The sequence below is a fragment of the Sphingomonas sp. genome, assembly GCF_017304635.1.
GTDB lineage: Bacteria > Pseudomonadota > Alphaproteobacteria > Sphingomonadales > Sphingomonadaceae > Sphingomonas.
The window spans coordinates 81,987-97,859 of sequence record NZ_JAFKMA010000002.1; the positions used below are offsets into that span (position 1 = coordinate 81,987).

The window sequence follows — 15,873 nt, forward strand, 5'->3', positions numbered from 1 at the left end:
GCTACCACGGCACGGTCTTCCCGAAGCGATCGAGATAGGCGAGTCCCGGCTTGCCGCGTTGCCCGACGAGCAGATCGGCGAGGATCGGCGCGCTGTCCTCCACCGTGTAGGGCGCCTTGTCGCCGCCGAGGTCGGTGCGGATCCATCCCGGCGCCAGCAACAGCAAGGCGCGCGCCGACTGTTCGGGCCGCACGGCATAGCTCTGCATCAGCATGTTGAGCGCCGCCTTGCTCGCGCGGTAGACATCGTTGCCGCCCTTGTTGTCGGCGATGCTGCCCTGGCCCGACGACATGACGCCGATCAGGCCGTCGCCGGGCAGCAAGTCGCTCAACGCGGCGACGACGCGCATCGGGCTGTAGGCATTGGTCAGCATCACGCGGGCGAATTCGTCCGCGTCGACCGCCTCGATCGCTGCGAAAGGCGCGCGCGTGGCGATGCCGGCATTGACGAACAGGATGTCGATCGCTCGCCCGTGCAGCCGCTCGCGCAGGGCAGCGAGCTGGTCGGGTGCGTTGATATCGAGCCGCTCGATCTCGATCCGTCCGGGATGGGTGTCGGCCAGCGCATGCAGCTCGGTGCGGGCATCGCCGCGCACCGTGCCGATCACGTGCCAGCCGCGATGCGCGAACTCGGTGGCGATCGCCAGGCCGAGCCCGCGCGACGCGCCGACGATCAGGATCGTGGGGTCGGCCACTCAGTCCACTCCCTTCGGTCCGTGCGGCCGCAACTGGCCCGGCGCGATGAAGCCGATCGGTTGCAGGGCGGCGGCGTCCTGTTTCAGGCGCGACGCCATCTGTTCGTAGTCGCGTTCCATCTCGGCCGTGACCGAGGCGCGGGAATCGGTCAGCGCGGTTTCGAAATCCGCCATCGTCACCACCTTCGCGTCGAGGCTGCTGCGCAATGCGACCAGCCCGGCGCGGCGAGTCAGGTCCTCCAGATCGGCGCCGGTGAAGCGTTCGGTCCGCGCCGCCATCGCGTCGAGGTCGACATCGTCGGCCAGCGGCATCTTCGCGGTCTGGATCGACAGGATGCGCCGACGCCCGTCGCGATCGGGCACGCCGACATAGATCAGCTCGTCGAACCGTCCGGGACGGAGCAATGCGGGATCGACCAGGTTGGGGCGGTTGGTCGCGCCGATCACCACGACCGACTGCAATTCCTCCAGCCCGTCCATTTCGGCCAGGATCGTGTTGACGACGCGCTCGGTCACTTGCGGCTCGCCAAGCCCGCCGCCGCGCGCGGGGACCAGGCTGTCGAGTTCGTCGATGAAGATCACCGTCGGCGCGACCTGGCGGGCGCGGGCGAACAATTTGGCGATCTGCTGCTCGCTCTCGCCATACCATTTGCTGAGCAGGTCGCTGGACTTGGTCGAGATGAAGTTCGCCTCCGCCTCGCGCGCGACGGCCTTGGCCAGCAGCGTCTTGCCGGTGCCGGGCGGGCCGTAGAGCAGGAAGCCCTTGGCCGGGCGAATGCCGAGGCGGCGGAACGCGTCGGGATCCTTGAGCGGCAGTTCGACGCCTTCCTTCAGCCGCATCTGCGCGTCGTCGAGCCCGCCGACATCCTCCCACCGGACGCGCGGCGCCTCGACCATCACCTCGCGCATCGCCGATGGCTGGACGCGCTTCAGCGCGCCGAGGAAATCCTCGCGCGTCACCGCCAGCGTTTCCAGCACGTCGGCCGGGATCGTGCGCTCCTCGAGGTTCAGCCTGGGCATGATCCGCCGCACCGCCTCGATCGCCGCTTCGCGCGCCAAGGCCGCGAGATCGGCGCCGACGAAGCCGTAGGTCGTGCGCGCCAGTTCATCCAGATCGACCTTGTCGCCGATCGGCATGCCGCGGGTGTGGATCCCCAGAATCTCGCGCCGCCCGCGCTCGTCGGGCACGCCGACGACGATCTCGCGGTCGAACCGGCCGGGCCGGCGCAGCGCTTCATCGACCGCCTCGGGCCGATTGGTGGCGGCGATCACGACCAGATTGGCGCGCGCCTCCAGCCCGTCCATCAGCGTCAGCAATTGCGCGACCAGCCGTTTCTCCGCTTCGCCCGACACGTTGCCGCGTTTGGGCGCGATCGAATCGATCTCGTCGATGAACACGATCGACGGCGCGTTCTTGGTCGCTTCCTCGAAGATCGAGCGCAGCCGGCCCTCGCTCTCGCCATAGGCCGATCCCATGATCTCCGGCCCGTTGATGAGGAAGAATTGCGCGTCGGATTCGTTGGCGACCGCGCGCGCCAGCCGCGTCTTGCCGGTGCCGGGCGGGCCGTAGAGCAGCAGCCCCTTGGGCGGTTCGACGCCGAGCCGCTGGAACAGTTCGGGATAGCGGAGTGGCAGTTCGACCATCTCGCGCAACTGGTCGATCGTGTCGGCCATGCCGCCGATATCGTCATAGGTGACGTCGGCGCGGCGCGCGTCCTTCGGCTCCTCGTACTCGGGGCGAAGCTCGATCTCGGTATTCTGGTCGATCTGGACGATACCCTTGGGGATAGTAGCCACTACCGCCAGCCGGACCTCCTGCAACGCATAGGCCGGCGCGTTCATATATTGCGCGACGTTGGGCGGCATGCTGCCCGGGTCGATCCGCTGCTGGCCGGCGGTCGCGACGACGTCGCCCTGGCACACTGGCCGGCCAAGGAAGGTGCGGTGGAGCGCGGCGGTCGACCCCTGCAACCGCAGGTTCTGCTGTGCCGGCGCCAGCACGACGCGCGTCGCTGGCTTCACCTCCGCCTTGCGCACCTCGACATAATCGCCCGACCCGACCCCGGCATTGGCGCGTTGCAGCCCGTCGATGCGGACCAGTTCGAGGCCCTCGTCCTCGCTATAGGGGGCGACGGCCCGCGCGGGCGTGGTGGACTTGCCGACGATCGCGATCACGTCGCCCTCGCCGATGCCGAGCGTGGCCATCAGCGCGCGCGGCACGTGGGCGAGCCCGCGACCGCTATCCTCCGGCCGGGCATTGGCGACTTGCAGCTTATGGGTGGGGGCGTCGGCGCCGTCGGCCATGGGGGATCTCGCTGGGTTGAAGGATATCGAGCGATCGAGATAGCGTCGCGGTTCCCGCGATGCGAGGGCGCCGGGGCGGCGCGCCGGGTGGCGGAGACAAAAAAAGGCCGGGCGTTGCCGCCCGGCCGGAAAAGTTTTTAGGAGAGGATGCCTGAAAGGCCTGCTCTATGTGCAGTGCGGCATGTTTTTGTGCAAGTGCGAAAAGAAACCGTTTGCATGCAGTTTTTGCATGCGTATGATCGGTGGCGAGTGATGAGCGGTTAACGCTCACATGCCGGCGGCGCGATCGTGACGCGTCGCACAATGAAGAGGATGGGACATGCGTCGCTTGCCGCCGCTGACCGCGATCGAGGCGTTCGTTCAGGTCGCGCGTACCGGATCGATCAAGGCCGCCGCGCAGGAACTGGCGCTGTCGGCGCCGGCGCTCAGCCGGCGGATCCAGGCGCTCGAACGCTTCATCGGCAAGCCGTTGTTCGAACGCCGGCACCAGGCGGTCGCGCTCAACGCCGATGGCGACAAGTTGCTGCAACAGATCGCGCCGGCGCTCGACCGGCTGACCGACGCGGTCGAATCGATGACCAGCGGGGTCGAGGTCGAGCGCATCCGGCTCGGCGTATTGCCGCTGTTCGCGCAGCAGCGGATCTTCCCGCATCTGGCCGAGCTGCGCGCGAAACATCCGCAGCTCCATCTCGACATCGACACGGCGGGGCACAACATGGCGCGGGTCGGCGACGGCCTCGACGTCGCGATCGCGCTCGCCCGCGACCCCGATCCCAGCCTCTATGCCAAGCGGCTCGACCACGACCAGGTCTATGCGATCGGTGCGCGGCGGCTGCTCGACGGGCCCGACCCGGTGACTCGGCCCGAACAGCTGGAGGGGCTGACCGCGCTGATCCACCGCGACATGCCCGACACGTTCAGCGCGTGGCGCCACGCCGCGGGGTTCGACGAGCTCGAACCGCTGGCGATCGACCATTTCGATTCGGGCGCGCTGATGCTGGAGGCGGCGGCGCAGGGGCTGGGCGTCGCGTTCATGCACGCCAGCCATTTCGACGAAGCGCACGACCCGCGCCTCGTCCGCCTGTACGATATCGCGGTGCCGAGCCCGTACAGCTATTGGTTCGTGTGCCGCCCGCGCGCGATGCAGCAGAAGCACATCAGGCTGTTCCACGACTGGTTGGTCGAAACGCTCGGTGCGCCCATTTAGGGTATATCGGCGGTCACGATCCGGCCGAAGCGTTAACGATTGGGCGGCTAGCGTCCCCCGCACAAACCATAAAGGGGGTAATCGTGCATATTCTTCTTCAGCTGTTGCGCAATACGCGCGCGGCGACCGCGATCGAATACGGTCTGATCGCCGCGCTGATCGCCGTCGCGGCGATCGCGGCGATGCAGGGTCTGGGCAACAAGCTCAAGACGACCTTCAACAACGTGTCGTCCAACATGAAGGCGACCTGAGGGCCCGGCAGCGGCCGGCACCACCGAAAATGGCGGGACGCGAACGCCCCGCCATTTTCGTTAGATACGGCCATGTCGCGCCTATCGGAGCGGCCGCGCTGCGCGCGGCGGCCGAGGTGGTGGCTGGCAGCTGTCGGCTTCGCGACTAGGCGGCCACCGCCTTCACGATCTTGCCCGGCTCGCGCGGCGGCTCGCCCTTGGGCAGCGCGTCGATATGCTCCATGCCGCTCTCGACCTGGCCCCACACGGTGTACTGGCCGTCGAGGAAACGCGCGTCGTCGAAGCAGATGAAGAACTGGCTGTTGGCCGAGTTCGGGTCGTTGGTCCGCGCCATGGACGCGGTGCCGCGAACGTGCGGCTCGCGGCTGAACTCCTGCGGGATGTTGGGCTTGGTCGAGCCGCCGGTGCCGTTGTGGTTCCCGCCGTCGCCGCCCTGCGCCATGAAGCCGGGGATGACGCGGTGGAACGGCACGCCGTCATAGAAGCCTTCGTTGGCCAGCGCCGCGATCTGCTCCACATGGCGGGGCGCGAGGTCGGGGCGCAGCTTGATGACGACGTCGCCGCCCTCGCCATTGCCGGTGTCGAGCGTCAGGGTCAGTGTTTCGGGCGCGTCGGCCATCGTCGTCACTCCATCGATTAATCGGTTGGCGGTGCCCTAGCGGCGCCGTTCGGTGCTGGCAAACCCCGGAGAATGGGGCTAACGGCCCCGATATGGAGCTTCCGACGCCCGAACCAAGGTCAGACGATGAGCGAGACCGAACTGGCGCTCGGCGAGGGCGCGACCGAGCTCGATAATCCCAACGACCAGCTGGACGAGGACGACCGGCTGAAGCCGGAATTCGTGTCCGCGGTGCTCGACGCGGTCGAGGCCGGCAACGCCGACGCCGCGCACGCGCTGGTCGAGCCGCTCCATCCCGCCGACATCGCCGACCTGTTCGAGCTGACCCCGCACGAGGATCGCGGGCCGCTGGCGAAGGCGTTGCGCGACCTGCTCGACGCCGACGTGTTCGCGGAGATGAACGATTACGTCCGCGAGGACCTGATCGACGCACTCGAGCCGCAGGAAGTCGCGGACATCGCGTCCGAACTCGATACCGACGACGCCGTCGCGATCATCGAGGACATGGAGCCGGAGGACCAGCGCGAGGTCCTGCGCGCGATGGAGCCCGACGATCGCGCCGCGATCGAGGAAGCGCTCAGCTATCCCGAGGAATCCGCCGGCCGCCTGATGCAGCGCGACCTGGTCGCGGTGCCCGAGCATTGGACCGTCGGCGACGCGATCGACTATCTGCGCGGCCATGACGAGCTGACCACCGATTTCTGGGAAATCTTCGTCGTCGATCCGGGGCACAAGCCGGTCGGCACCTGCCAGCTGTCGTGGATCCTGCGCACCCCGCGCCGCGTCGCCATCGCCGACGTGATGCGGCGCGAACAGACGCTGATCGCGGTCGACATGGACCAGGAGGAGGTGGCGCTCCGCTTCCAGAAATACGCGCTGATCTCGGCCGCGGTGGTCGACGGCGCCGGCCGGCTGGTCGGGATGATAACGGTCGACGACATCGTCCACATCATCCAGCAGGAAGCGGGCGAGGACATCACCCTGCTGTCTGGCGCGGGCGAGGGCGACATCAACGAGCCGATCCGGCTGACCGTACGTACGCGCGTAGTCTGGCTGGTCATCAATCTCGGCGCGACGATCTGCTCCGCCTCGGTCGTGGGGCTGTTCCAGGGGGAGATCGCGCGGTTCGCGCTACTCGCCGCGCTGATGCCGATCGTGTCGGCGCTGGGCGGCAATGCCGGGACGCAGACGCTGGCGGTGGTGGTGCGCGCGCTCGCGACCAACCAGCTCACCAGTTCGAACACCGCGTGGATGCTGTTCCGCGAGTTCCGCATCGCGTTGTTCAACGGGCTGGCGCTCGGGGTGGTGGGGGCGCTCGGCAGCTACCTGATCCTCGGCAATGCCCAGCTCGCGATCGTGTTCGCGCTGGCGATGATGATAAACAGCCTGGTCGCCGGGCTGGTCGGAGTGATCGTGCCGGTGACGCTCGACAAGATGAACATCGACCCGGCGGTCTCGTCGGCGGTGTTCGTGACGACGATGACCGACGTGATGGGCTTCTTCTCGTTCCTCGGCCTCGCCTCGTTGTGGGGGCTGGGGGGCTAGGTTTCCGTGCGTTGAGGCGCACGGCACCGGCCCGCGCCCCCACCCGACCGCCCAGACATCGTATCTTATGGGCGGTCGGGTGGGCGCGCGGGCCGGTGCCGTGCCTTGCCGACGCAAACGCCATCACCCATCTGGGGACGATGCCGCTCCATCTCACCAAGGTCGCGTTCGGGGTCGCCAATCTCGACCAGTTCGTCGCGCGCTGGAAGGCGCGGGAGGGGCAGCCGCCCTACGAGCTCGGCACGCGCTACCTGCCCAAGCGCTGGCAGGAGGTGGCAGGGCAGGGCTCGCTGTTCTGGATCCTCAAGCACCAGCTCGTCGCGCGGTCGCCGATCGTCGGGTTCGGCGAGCTGGAGGGTGGGCGCGTGGCGATCCGGCTCGACCCGCGGCTGGTGCTGGTCGAAGCGCGGCCGAAGCGCGCGCATCAGGGCTGGCGGTATCTGGAGGACGCCGACGCGCCGCGCGACTTGGGTGCGGGGAGCGAGGGCGTCGGGATGCTGCCGCCCGATCTGGTCGGACGGCTGGCGGAACTGGCGCTGATCTAGGACGCGTCGAGGCCCAACCGTGGGCACCCGGTACCGAAAACAGGGTCGTCACCCCGGCCTTGTGCCGGGGTCCGCCAAGCCGCTTGCACATCGCTAGATCATCCAGCGCCAAGGAAAGCCGCCAAGTGGACCCCGGCACGAGGCCGGGGTGACGGCGTTGCTTTAAATAGCCCGACGCCGAATGCTGAAATCCGACCCGGTCACTGCCGGTCGCCCGCCCCGCATTGTACCGGCCCGCCCGCCGGCGCCTTCGTCACGCATTTCGGCGAGCCGCCGACGACGATCCGCCCGAGCCCGGTGGTGGTGACGTTGGCGGTGTAGCGCGCGCTCACCTGCGTCTCTCCCGGCCCGTCGAGCCGCACGGTCAGGTCACCGACGACGAGCGGCATCGCGGCGATCACCCCGCTGCCGTTGGTCAGCAGCCGCGCGCTCGCCGCCTTGCCGCCCAACGTCGCGGTGCCCGCGCCGATCAGCGTCACGATCAGCTGGTCGGCGTCGATCGCACTCGCCGCGACCGAGCCGTTGCCGGTCACCGTGAAATCGACACGCTGGCCGCGCACCTGCCCCGCGATCGCCAGCTTGCCGCCGCCGATCACGCTGGCGCCGTGAAGGTCGGGCACGGTCAGCGTCACGATCGGCGCCGGGCCCGGGGTCCGGCCCTGCTCGCCCCAGCCATCGACGGCGCGGCGGACGACGAGGGTCGTTCCCTGCACCTGCACGTCGAGCGCGGCGAGCGACCGCGTATCGCCCGATGCGCTCGCCTTGGCGCTGTTGCCGCCGACCACGACGCGCACCTCGAACGGGCCGTCGACGCGGACGCGGTCGAAATTGGTGACGACGAACGAGCGGTCGGCCGCCACAGCGGGGGCGGCGAGGGCGAGCAGGGGGAGAAAGGCGAGGGCGCGGTTCATGGACCGCAGCATCGCATGTTCGCGGGGTTAGGCAAGGGGAAGCACCGGATCGATGCAGCCGTACAGGGCCGGGGTGACGGGGTATTGGCGGGACGATGACCGTCGAACGTCGATCCGGCTTGAGCGCGTTCCAGCCCGTAAATCCACGCCGACCTGGCGAAGGCCGGGGTCCAGTCGGGGGGCTTGAGTAACGACGCACAACGTACATCACGATCGCTCGCCGTCTGGCCCCCGGCCTTCGCCGGGGTGGAAAGCCGACAGCGATCGGTGAACTCGAACGACAATCAGATAGGACGATTCCTCAGCTACAGCTGATGTCGCCCGATCCCATCTTGCTCGTCGTGCACTTGGCGCCGCCGGTCAGCGTCACGTCGCCCGATCCCATCACATTCACCTTGGCCGGGCCGGCAACGATCGCGGTCACCCCGCCGGAGCCCATGACGTCGACCTTCGCTTCGCCGAACTTCAGCTTTGCCGCGTCGATATCGCCCGAACCGGTGATCGACATCGTCCCCGTCCGCGCGGTCCCGGCGGCGGTGATGCTGCCCGATCCGGTGAGGCCGAACGCGGCGTGCTGGACGGTGATCGAGCCGACCGTCAGGTCGCCCGACCCCGTGCCCTCGGCATCGAAACCGTCGCCCTCGACATGGTCGATCGCCATGTCGCCAGAGCCGGTCAGGCGCGCGGCGGTGATCCGCGGCATGGTGATGAAGACCTTCGCGCCACGATCGCCGCCCCAGCTCCAGCCGAGGCCCGACTTGCGTCGCACCGTCAGCGTGTCGCCGTTGCGGGCGATCTCCAGCCGGTCGAGCACTTTCGGATCGCCCTCGGCCCGGATCGAGAAGCCCGATCCGACGCGGACGTCGACATCGTCGGGGCCGCTCGATTCGACCGCGCTGAACCCGTCGACCGCGAAGGTGCGCGCGCCGCCCGTGCCGCTGCTCCTGGCGTCGCTGCCGTTGGAACAGGCGGCGAGCGAGGCGAGGGCGATCAGGGCAAGCGCGCGCATGGCAGTTCCTTCCGAAGCGTGTGTTGCTACGATAACACACGCAAGGGCCGCGTCAACCCCTCGCCTGCGCAGCGGACCTGCGCCTTGCCCAGCCGGCTGACGCGGCATTGCGCGCGCGGGCCCAGGTCGACCGTGCCGCTGCCGACCACCGACACGTCGGCCGGTCCGTCGACGGTGGCGCGGATGCCGCCCGAGCCGGCGCTCGACACGCTGGCTTGCGCGGCGCGGAGCCCGGCCGCTTGCAGATTGCCGGAACCGCCCAGGCTGACCTTGAGGCTGCGCGCCGAACCCTGCACGGCGACGTTGCCCGACCCGCCGATCGAGATTTCCGCGCGATCGACCTGCAACGTGCCCAGCGCGATCGTGCCCGATCCGCCGAGCGCGGCGTCGAACGCGCCGCCGGTGACGCGGTCGACCGTCATCCGCCCCGACCCGCCGAGCGCGACCCCGGTCAGGCGCGGCAGCGTGACGACGAAGCGGACCTGGCGTTCGAGCTGGCGGTCGCTGTCGCGATCGCGGAAGCGGCGGGCGATGTTGAGCGAGCCGCGTTCGCTGGTGACGCGCAAATTGGCGAAGGCGGCGGCGGGGCCGGTCGCAAGGACCGAGAAGGCCGGCCCGACCCGCACCTCGATTCCGCCGGCGAGGCCGAAACCGATGCGATCGAAACCGGCGGCGCGATAGGCGGTCGCGTCGCCCTGACGCTCGCCCGGCAGGCCGGGGCCGCGGTCGTCGGAGTCGCCAGCGGCGATCGCCGCGGTCGCGAGCAGGGGCAGAGCGAGGAGGGGTAACAGGCGCATCGTTGGTCTCCCGGAGCGTGGTGATGCCGCGATCCTAATAGCGATGATTACGCCTGTAAACAAAAATGATTACGAGTGTAAACGCGCGCCTTCTGGCCGAGCTCGATACCGTCATTGCGAGCGTAGCGAAGCAATCCGGCGTCCCGCGCGATGCGCTGGGTTGCCGCGTCGCGTCGCTCCTCGCAATGACGAGGTGGGCGTGCCGGGCAAACGAAAAGGGCGGCCCCGCGGGACCGCCCCTTGATGCCAAGCGGTCAGACGGTGGCGCTGCGCGCCGCCGCTGCCCGGCTTGGCGACTCCTCGAATTGCTGACGCAATCCGAGGGACGCCTGGCGCGTTACGCCGGCACCTTGTCCTTGTTCCAGATCGCCGCGGCCTTGCGCAGGATGTCGAGGATCTTCTCCAGCGCGCCCTTCTCGTCGGTCTCTTCCATCGCGCCGAGTTCGCGGGCGAGGCGGCTGGCCGCCGCTTCGAAGATCTGGCGTTCGGAATAGCTCTGCTCGGGCTGGTCCTCGGCGCGGAACAGGTCGCGGACCACTTCGGCGATCGACACCAGGTCGCCCGAATTGATCTTCGCTTCATATTCCTGCGCGCGGCGCGACCACATGGTGCGCTTGACCTTGGGCTTGCCCTTCAGCGTCTCCATCGCTTCCTTCATCGTCTTGTCGGACGACAATTTGCGCATGCCGACGCTTTCGGCCTTGTTGGTCGGCACGCGGAGCGTCATGCGCTCCTTCTCGAAGCGCAGCACGTAGAGTTCGAGCTGCATCCCCGCGATTTCCTGTTTCAGCAGCTCGACGACACGGCCGACACCGTGCTTGGGGTAAACGACATAATCGCCGACATCGAAGGACAGCGCCTTGGCAGCCATGTACGTGCAACCTTTCTTGATATTGGCCCGCAGTCCCGGCTACCTGGGAGGCGCCGGCGGGGCATGGTCAGATGGGTGTGTCTCCACCGAGAGAATCGGACTCTCGTCCTGACCTATTTAACACCTTCGTAATAAAATTACCAGCCGGATCGAGGCGAATAGCGCACGCTATTCGGCGGCGCGCGATCCGGCGCGCGATCCGGCGCGGCCGGAGGGTCGCGCCAGCGAATCCTTCCGACGGCGGCTTTGCCGCCGTCGCGTGTTAAACAAGGGGGGCTACTCAGCCCGTATTCCCGCGAAAGCGGGAATCCAAGATTTCCCGCGACGCCGCTTGTGGCTCTGGGCTCCCGCTTGCGCGGGAAAACTTGCAGTGTTGGAGGGTAACGCCTGCGAAGGATGCGCCAGCGGCAAAGCCGCTGTCGTCGGCCGGATCGCGCGATGCGCGTCCGCCGGCCGGGCTCGCCCGCGAGACGCCGATTAGCTCATGCTAATCGTCTCGGTCGAGCTCAGTCGCCTTGCCCCGGCTCAGCCGAAAAATACTTGTCATACTTCCCCTCTTCGCCCTTGTGCTCGTCGGCATCGGCGGGGGTCTGGTCGTTCTTGCGCGTCACGTTGGGCCATTGCGCGCTGAACGTGTTGTTGAGCTCGAGCCACTTTTCCAGCCCGCTTTCGGTGTCGGGCAGGATCGCCTCGGCCGGGCATTCGGGCTCGCACACGCCGCAATCGATGCACTCGCTGGGGTTGATGACGAGCATGTTCTCGCCCTCGTAGAAGCAATCGACCGGACACACCTCGACGCAGTCCATATACTTGCAGCGGATGCAGGCATCGGTGACGACGTAGGTCATGGCGGGTTCCCCGTGTTCGAAACGTTCTCGCCGGCTAGCTATGCCCCCGCCCGACTCGCGTCAATCGATCCGCGCTTGATGCGAGACGTTCTTAGTTTGCGGCGGCACTGGCCAGCATCGTGGAAACAGCGCCCCGCGCTGTTTCGGTCATGCCAGGGGCATGACAGACCCAGTACTCCCCCACCCGGCCGCCCATTTCAGGATACCTTGTGGGCGGCCGGGTGGGGGAGCGGGCCGGTGCCGTCCCCGACCGTGAGCTCGGCATAGCAAGTAGCGGCCTCGCTCGGCGGCCCGCGACGGACGGGTAGCGCGTCGATACGCAACGTGCGGATGTTGCCGCGGTGCGTCGCGAGGGTCAGGATGTTGCCGACCCGCACCGGCGCCGCCGCGCGATCGACCGGGCGGCCGTCGATGCGCAGATGCCCCTGCGCCGCCATGGCTTGCGCGAAGCTGCGCGTCTTCACGATCCGCGCGAACCACAGGAACTTGTCGAGGCGCATCGTCTGTTCGGCGGCACCAGCCCGCTCCCCCACCCGACCTCCCATGTCAGGATACCGTGTGGGAGGTCGGGTGGGGGAGCGGGCTGGTGCCGTTCCGACGAATCCTATCCCCCGGCATTCAACATCCCGGCAAGAACGGCGAAAGCATTGTCCTTCGGCGGGGCGGTGGGCTTCGCGTTGGGCGTCATGCCTGCCCAGGTCCAGCGCGGGCGTCCCTCCGCATCGGGCCGCGCGGTGCGGAACCCGAGCTGCGCCATCAGCCGCGCAAGCGTGTCCGGGGTCAGCCCGATCGAGGTTGCAAGCGCGGGGTCGAGCACGAACGGCGCGCGACCGTGCTTCGCGACCCTGGCGCGGGCGTCGTGCGCGGCGCGGGCGATCCGCTCGACCAGATCGACCCGCACCGCCTGCTGGCCGAGCGGGCGGAAGCCATGGTCGAGCTCGGCACCGGGGGCGTTGCGCGGCAGGACGGTGGCGCCCTCACGTGGCGCCGCATCGAGCCGCATCAACTGACGTCGCAACGCCGCCGGCGCCGGCTTGAGCAGGGCCGGGGCGAACACGTCGAGCGTGCCGATCGTCACGCCCATCGCCGCCAGCCGCTTGCGCGCCGGCGAGTCGAGCGCCTCGACCTGCGCGCCCATCGCACGACGGGGGAGGAGGCCGCCGGCTTGTAGCAAGGCGCCCGCCACCGCGCGCAACGGGCCGCCGGCCGCGGCATCGCGCAGGCAGGCGTCGAGCTTGGTCAGGACCGACAGATGACGGGCGAGCTGAGTCGCGAGCCATGCCTCGAGCCGTGCCTGCACCGGCTTGCGCACCGCCGGGTCGAGCGCCGCGGTCGCGCGGTCGAGCACGACGCGCGGCTGGGCGAGGGTAGGGCCGGGGGCGAGCGTCGCAACGGGGTAATCGCGCCACACGATCCCCGGACCCTCAACCCCACCCCGGCGGATGCCGGGGTCCAGTTGGGAAGGCTTGGCGGAGGCGCGATGCCCCTCATTACCGTCATCGATCCTGGGCCCAGGCCTTCGCCGGGGTGGGGCGTTCGATGGGGCATCGGCTCGGGCATCCGGCTCGGCCAGGGTAAGGTCGCCATCCCTCGTCCCCGCCAGTTCCCCCGCCCGTCGCGCCAATTCCGTACCGAGCCGCTTCTCCGCCGCCGCCAGCAACAGCCTTCGGTCCCCCGCCCGCGCATCCGCCGCCACGGTGAAGGTGAACCCCGCCAGCGTCCCGATCGGGTGATCCTCGACCAGCACTTCGCCCTGCTCGCCGATCACGACCGGCAACGCGCCGGCATCCTTGCCGATCTGGCGCATCAGCACCGTGGTGCGCTTGTCGACGAAACGCTGGGTCAGCGCGGCGTGGAGCGCGTCGGACAGCCGTTCCTCGACCGCGCCGGCGCGCGCCGCCCAGTGCGCCGGGTCGGCCAGCCAGTCGCTGCGGTGCGCGATATAGGCCCAGGTGCGGATCGCCGCGATCCGCCCCGCGATCGTCTCGACGTCGCCGGTCACGTCGTCGAGCCGGGCGACCTCGCTCGCGAACCACGGCCCGGGGATGTGGCCGTCGCCCTCGCTCAGGTGGCGGAACACGCGCGCGACCAGCCGCGTGTGCGGGTCGGCGCCGAGCTTGCGGAAATCGGGCACGCCGCACGCCGCCCACAACCGCGCGACCATGCCGGGCGAGCGGACGCGGTCGCGCACCCAATCCTCCTCCGCCAGACGCTTGAGCACGCCGAGATCGACCGCGAGCGGGGCAGCGCGCAGGGCGGGGTGGTCGGGTCGCCGTTCCAGGCTGGCGATCAGCGCGTCGATCAAGCCGAGATCGGGCTCGCCCTCGCGCCAGTAGAGGTGCTCGATCGGCGGGAAGCGGTGATCCGCGATCGCGAACACCTCTTCCGGGGTAAAGGCGCCGGGCCCGTCCTCGCTCAGCGCGCCGAACGTGCCATCGCGCTGGTGCCGTCCGGCGCGGCCGGCGATCTGCGCCATCTCGGCGACGGTCAGCCGCCGCTGGCGCTTGCCGTCGAATTTCGACAGGCTGGCGAAGGCGACGTGGCTCACGTCCATGTTGAGGCCCATGCCGATCGCGTCGGTCGCGACGAGGTAATCGACCTCGCCCGCCTGGAACATCGCGACCTGGGCGTTGCGGGTGCGCGGGCTCAGCGCGCCCATCACCACCGCCGCCCCGCCGCGCAGCCGCCGCAGCATCTCGGCGACGGCATAGACTTCCTCCGCGCTGAACGCGACGATCGCCGATCGCTTGGGCAGCCGCGACAGCTTCTTCGCGCCGGCATAGCTGAGGGTCGAGAAACGCGGGCGGCCGACGATCTCCGCCTCCGGCACCAGCGCGCGGATCATCGGGCGCAGCGTCTCCGACCCCAGGATCATCGTCTCGTCGCGACCCCGCGCGCGCAACAGCCGGTCGGTGAAGACGTGCCCGCGCTCCGGATCGGCGCCCAACTGCGCTTCGTCCAGCGCGACGAATCCCACCTCTCGATCGGTCGGCATCGACTCGGCGGTGCACAGGAACCAGCGCGCAGCGGGCGGGACGATGCGTTCCTCGCCGGTGATGAGCGCGACCCGGTCCTTGCCCTTCAGTGCGACGACGCGATCGTACACCTCCCGCGCCAGCAGGCGCAGCGGAAAGCCGATCATCCCGCTGGCATGGCCGCACATCCGCTCGATCGCGAGGTGCGTCTTGCCGGTGTTGGTGGGGCCGAGCACCGCAGTGACCGGCCGATCGTACGCGTTCATGACTGCCGCCAACATCGGACGCGGGGGCGCCGAGCACAAGTTTTTCCGTGCTGATACAAGACAGACGGTGCCGCGACATCGCATCCGCTCTGGTCATTCGCGGGATTTTGCTGCACCGGACTATCCGCATGTCCGGCGCGACCGACCAGCACAGGCCGACCATCAGCCTCATCATTCCCGCCTTCAACGAGGAGGATTACCTTCCCGCGTGCCTCGACGCGGTGATGGCGAACGTCGCGGGCAAGGCGATGGAGATCATCGTCGTCGACAATAACAGCACCGACGGGACCAAGGCGGTGGTCGAGCGCTACCCCGCCGTGACCTATGTGTTCGAGGCCGAAAAGGGCATCACGCGCGCCCGCCAGCGCGGCTTCCTGACGGCGACGGGCGACATCTTGGCCTATGTCGATGCCGACACCCACCCGCCGGCGGGCTGGATCGAACAGATCTGGGAGGAGTTCGGCAAGCGGTCCGACCTCGCCTGCCTGTCGGGTCCGTACAGCTTCTACGACCTCAGCGGGTTGCGCAACGCGATCTCCTCGGGCTGGTTCGTCGCCGCGCGACCGATCTACAACATGACCGGGGCGATGATGGTCGGCGGCAATTTCGCGATCCCGCGCGACGTGCTGGAACGGATGGGCGGGTTCGACCGCACGATCGAATTCTACGGCGAGGACGTCGATATCGCCAAGCGCGCCAAGCAGCAGGGCAAGGTCCTGTTCTGCCCGCGCTTCGTCATGCCGACCTCTGGCCGGCGGATGAAGAAACAGGGCTTCCTGAAGATCGCCAGCATCTATTTCGTCAATTATTTCTCGATCATGCTGCGCGGCAAGCCGGCGACCAAGGGGTATAAGGACATTCGATAGCGGTCGTCATCCCGGACGTGAGCCAGGGTGACGATGTTGTTGGGATCGACCGTCGGCAGCGTCACCTTCGCGCCCCGCATTTTCCGAAAGTTCCCCACTTTTCCCGCGTCCGTCCCTCGCAAACCACGGTTTGCCGCAACGGTGCCGCTCTAAGCCCCGCGTTAA

Annotated in this window: 15 protein-coding genes; 5 read left to right on the plus strand and 10 right to left on the minus strand. The window is 68.6% G+C overall.

The window, feature by feature from the left end; genetic code table 11:
- Position 1 precedes the first annotated feature (1 nt).
- Positions 2-694, minus strand: a complete 693-nt coding sequence (locus J0I47_RS07465) for an SDR family NAD(P)-dependent oxidoreductase (RefSeq protein ID WP_294046047.1) — start codon at positions 692-694, stop codon at positions 2-4.
- Positions 695-2,998, minus strand: coding sequence for a CDC48 family AAA ATPase (locus J0I47_RS07470; protein WP_294046048.1), 2,304 nt, complete (start codon positions 2,996-2,998; stop codon positions 695-697).
- 319 nt (positions 2,999-3,317) lie between these two features.
- Here J0I47_RS07470 and J0I47_RS07475 point away from each other — a divergent pair, with 319 nt between their 5' ends.
- Together J0I47_RS07475 and J0I47_RS07480 are read left to right on the plus strand one after the other, a co-directional pair.
- The gene (locus J0I47_RS07475; RefSeq protein ID WP_294046050.1) at positions 3,318-4,205 is read left to right on the plus strand and encodes a LysR substrate-binding domain-containing protein; all 888 of its coding nucleotides are present in this window, start codon (positions 3,318-3,320) and stop codon (positions 4,203-4,205) included.
- Positions 4,206-4,288: 83 nt separating this feature from the next.
- Positions 4,289-4,456 (plus strand): Flp family type IVb pilin, encoded by a 168-nt coding sequence (locus tag J0I47_RS07480; RefSeq protein ID WP_294046052.1) that lies wholly within the window; start codon positions 4,289-4,291, stop codon positions 4,454-4,456.
- 145 nt (positions 4,457-4,601) lie between these two features.
- Here the strand turns inward: J0I47_RS07480 and J0I47_RS07485 are convergent, their stop codons facing one another.
- Positions 4,602-5,075, minus strand: a complete 474-nt coding sequence (locus J0I47_RS07485) for a peptidylprolyl isomerase (RefSeq protein ID WP_294046054.1) — start codon at positions 5,073-5,075, stop codon at positions 4,602-4,604.
- A 126-nt stretch (positions 5,076-5,201) separates the two neighbouring features.
- Between J0I47_RS07485 and mgtE the strand changes: the two genes are divergently transcribed.
- Together mgtE and J0I47_RS07495 are read left to right on the plus strand one after the other, a co-directional pair.
- Positions 5,202-6,620 (plus strand): magnesium transporter, encoded by a 1,419-nt coding sequence (mgtE, locus tag J0I47_RS07490; protein WP_294046055.1) that lies wholly within the window; start codon positions 5,202-5,204, stop codon positions 6,618-6,620.
- Between the two features lie 140 nt (positions 6,621-6,760).
- Entirely contained in the window at positions 6,761-7,165 is a 405-nt protein-coding gene (locus tag J0I47_RS07495; RefSeq protein ID WP_294046057.1) for a DUF1489 domain-containing protein, read from the plus strand.
- A gap of 200 nt (positions 7,166-7,365) precedes the next feature.
- Here the strand turns inward: J0I47_RS07495 and J0I47_RS07500 are convergent, their stop codons facing one another.
- From J0I47_RS07500 to J0I47_RS07530, 7 genes are all read right to left on the minus strand, one after another.
- Positions 7,366-8,076 (minus strand): DUF2807 domain-containing protein, encoded by a 711-nt coding sequence (locus tag J0I47_RS07500; RefSeq protein ID WP_294046058.1) that lies wholly within the window; start codon positions 8,074-8,076, stop codon positions 7,366-7,368.
- 301 nt (positions 8,077-8,377) lie between these two features.
- Positions 8,378-9,085 (minus strand): head GIN domain-containing protein, encoded by a 708-nt coding sequence (locus tag J0I47_RS07505; protein ID WP_294046060.1) that lies wholly within the window; start codon positions 9,083-9,085, stop codon positions 8,378-8,380.
- A gap of 26 nt (positions 9,086-9,111) precedes the next feature.
- On the minus strand, positions 9,112-9,882 hold the full coding sequence (locus tag J0I47_RS07510; protein ID WP_294046062.1) for a DUF2807 domain-containing protein: 771 nt from the start codon (positions 9,880-9,882) through the stop codon (positions 9,112-9,114).
- 337 nt (positions 9,883-10,219) lie between these two features.
- Positions 10,220-10,753, minus strand: a complete 534-nt coding sequence (locus tag J0I47_RS07515; protein WP_293986729.1) for a CarD family transcriptional regulator — start codon at positions 10,751-10,753, stop codon at positions 10,220-10,222.
- 506 nt (positions 10,754-11,259) lie between these two features.
- Positions 11,260-11,601: a ferredoxin FdxA gene (fdxA, locus tag J0I47_RS07520; RefSeq protein ID WP_294042910.1), complete on the minus strand. Its 342-nt coding sequence runs from the start codon at positions 11,599-11,601 to the stop codon at positions 11,260-11,262.
- Positions 11,602-11,798: 197 nt separating this feature from the next.
- Positions 11,799-12,101 (minus strand): RNA-binding S4 domain-containing protein, encoded by a 303-nt coding sequence (locus J0I47_RS07525; protein ID WP_294046698.1) that lies wholly within the window; start codon positions 12,099-12,101, stop codon positions 11,799-11,801.
- Positions 12,102-12,205: 104 nt separating this feature from the next.
- Complete coding sequence (locus J0I47_RS07530) at positions 12,206-14,842, minus strand: helicase-related protein (protein WP_294046064.1); 2,637 nt, start codon at positions 14,840-14,842, stop codon at positions 12,206-12,208.
- Between the two features lie 128 nt (positions 14,843-14,970).
- Between J0I47_RS07530 and J0I47_RS07535 the strand changes: the two genes are divergently transcribed.
- Positions 14,971-15,708: a glycosyltransferase gene (locus J0I47_RS07535; protein ID WP_294046065.1), complete on the plus strand. Its 738-nt coding sequence runs from the start codon at positions 14,971-14,973 to the stop codon at positions 15,706-15,708.
- Positions 15,709-15,873 lie beyond the last annotated feature (165 nt).

What these genes read in the sequence shown, in the direction of transcription:
- J0I47_RS07470 (WP_294046048.1), bottom strand. Translation starts at nt 2,998, where the DNA reads ATGGCCGACGGCGCCGACGCCCCCACCCATAAGCTGCAAGTCGCCAAT.
- J0I47_RS07475 (WP_294046050.1), top strand. Translation starts at nt 3,318, where the DNA reads ATGCGTCGCTTGCCGCCGCTGACCGCGATCGAGGCGTTCGTTCAGGTC.
- J0I47_RS07485 (WP_294046054.1), bottom strand. Translation starts at nt 5,075, where the DNA reads ATGGCCGACGCGCCCGAAACACTGACCCTGACGCTCGACACCGGCAAT.
- mgtE (WP_294046055.1), top strand. Translation starts at nt 5,202, where the DNA reads ATGAGCGAGACCGAACTGGCGCTCGGCGAGGGCGCGACCGAGCTCGAT.
- J0I47_RS07495 (WP_294046057.1), top strand. Translation starts at nt 6,761, where the DNA reads ATGCCGCTCCATCTCACCAAGGTCGCGTTCGGGGTCGCCAATCTCGAC.
- J0I47_RS07500 (WP_294046058.1), bottom strand. Translation starts at nt 8,076, where the DNA reads ATGAACCGCGCCCTCGCCTTTCTCCCCCTGCTCGCCCTCGCCGCCCCC.
- J0I47_RS07505 (WP_294046060.1), bottom strand. Translation starts at nt 9,085, where the DNA reads ATGCGCGCGCTTGCCCTGATCGCCCTCGCCTCGCTCGCCGCCTGTTCC.
- J0I47_RS07510 (WP_294046062.1), bottom strand. Translation starts at nt 9,882, where the DNA reads ATGCGCCTGTTACCCCTCCTCGCTCTGCCCCTGCTCGCGACCGCGGCG.
- J0I47_RS07515 (WP_293986729.1), bottom strand. Translation starts at nt 10,753, where the DNA reads ATGGCTGCCAAGGCGCTGTCCTTCGATGTCGGCGATTATGTCGTTTAC.
- fdxA (WP_294042910.1), bottom strand. Translation starts at nt 11,601, where the DNA reads ATGACCTACGTCGTCACCGATGCCTGCATCCGCTGCAAGTATATGGAC.
- J0I47_RS07525 (WP_294046698.1), bottom strand. Translation starts at nt 12,101, where the DNA reads ATGCGCCTCGACAAGTTCCTGTGGTTCGCGCGGATCGTGAAGACGCGC.
- J0I47_RS07530 (WP_294046064.1), bottom strand. Translation starts at nt 14,842, where the DNA reads ATGAACGCGTACGATCGGCCGGTCACTGCGGTGCTCGGCCCCACCAAC.
- J0I47_RS07535 (WP_294046065.1), top strand. Translation starts at nt 14,971, where the DNA reads ATGTCCGGCGCGACCGACCAGCACAGGCCGACCATCAGCCTCATCATT.